The organism is Paraburkholderia lacunae (assembly GCF_003353175.1).
Classification (GTDB): Bacteria; Pseudomonadota; Gammaproteobacteria; order Burkholderiales; family Burkholderiaceae; genus Paraburkholderia; species Paraburkholderia lacunae.
Window position 1 is genome coordinate 1 of the sequence record NZ_QHKS01000086.1, and the last position, 1,677, is coordinate 1,677.

The following is a 1,677-nucleotide window of genomic DNA, read 5'->3' on the forward strand; positions in this document are numbered from 1 at the left end:
TGGTGTAGTAGCTTTATAGAAATGTCGTGTTCTGGCCATTTAGAAATGTCGTGTTTTGGCCTCGGTATGCTGGCCGGCTCCCTGCGGGACCACGGAGCCGGCCATGCATCCAGCTGCACTGGTGACATTGAACATGCGAGAACTCGACCGTCTGAAAGTGATTCAGGCTGTAGTGGACATGCAGCTCAAACCCGGACGCGCGGCCGAGCGTCTGGGCCTGACGGTGCGGCAGGTCCAGCGTCTGGTGATCCGTTACCGCGAGTCGGGTGCGTCCGGACTGACTTCGCGCAAGCGTGGTCGACCAGGTAACCGGCGTCTGGACGAGAGTCTGGCCCAGCGGGCGCTGGCGATCATCCGTGAGCGCTATGCCGATTTCGGGCCGACGCTGGCCTGCGAGAAGCTGTACGAATCTCACGGCATCCGGCTGGCGAAGGAAACGGTACGCCGGCTGATGACGGACGCAGGTCTCTGGGTGCCGCGCCGGCAGCGCCCGCCAAAGCTCTACCAGCCGCGGGCGCGGCGCGCGTGTCTGGGCGAGCTGATCCAGATTGATGGCAGCGATCACCGGTGGTTCGAGGAGCGGGCGCCGGCCTGCACGCTGCTGGTGTACGTCGACGACGCCACCAGTCGGCTGATGCACCTGCACTTCACGGCGAGCGAATCGACGTTCAGCTATTTCGAGGCGACCCGCGCGTACATCGAATGCCACGGCAAGCCCGGCGCGTTCTACAGCGACAAGGCGAGCGTGTTTCGCAGTGGCAAAGCCCATGAAACGGGAAGCAGCGTGACGCACTTCGGCCGGGCGATGTACGAACTGAACATCGACACGTTCTGCGCGAACAGCAGTTCCGCGAAGGGGCGCGTCGAGCGCGCGCACCTGACGCTGCAGGACCGGCTCGTGAAGGAGCTGCGGCTGCGTGGCATCAGTACGGTGGCGCAGGGCAATGCGTATGCGCCCTCCTTCATCGCGGCCTATAACGCACGCTTCGCGAAGCCGCCGAAGAGCGATTTCGACGCGCACCGGCCGCTGCGGGCTGACGAGAATCTCGACCTGCTGATGACGTGGCGCGAGACACGACGGGTGACGAAATCGCTGACCGTGCAGTACGACCGCGTGATGTACCTGCTGGAGGACACGGCAGAGAACCGGAAACTGATCCACCGCTACATCGACGTGTGGGAGTACCCGGACGGACGCATCGAGATCCGCGCCGATGGCCGGGTGCTGCCGAACCGGCAATACGACCGGCTGGCGGAAATCGATCAGGGCACGGTGGTGGAACACAAGCGGCTGAGTCACGTGCTGCAGGTCGCGCAGGCCATTCAGGCGCAGCGCGATAACCGGCGCATCTCCGGCTCCCCTGCGCGCACGAATCAGGGACAACCGGTTCGGGCAACGGAACGCGCGCAGGGCACGAAGAAGCAGCGTGAATTCACCCAGGATGACATCAACGGTGTGATTACGGAATTGGCACAACGCAGGCAGCCGAAGCAACAGCGCAAACCTGGCCGTCGGTCTGCAAAGGTGGTCGACGCAGACGTAAGCGCCCTGCCCGTTCAGGCGCCCTCCTTCGACACTGCGTGATCAGTAACCCATGAAAGACAAACCTTTTAACCCCTAAAAACACGACATTTCTAAATGGCTGCCGCCACGACATCTTGAAATGGCTATGACAA

Annotated in this window: 1 protein-coding gene; it reads left to right on the top strand. The window is 62.7% G+C overall.

The window, feature by feature from the left end:
• Positions 1–103: 103 nt before the first annotated feature.
• A complete protein-coding gene (locus tag DLM46_RS38835) occupies positions 104–1,585 on the top strand; it encodes an ISNCY family transposase (RefSeq protein ID WP_115110390.1) in 1,482 nt (493 codons plus the stop codon).
• Positions 1,586–1,677: the final 92 nt, after the last annotated feature.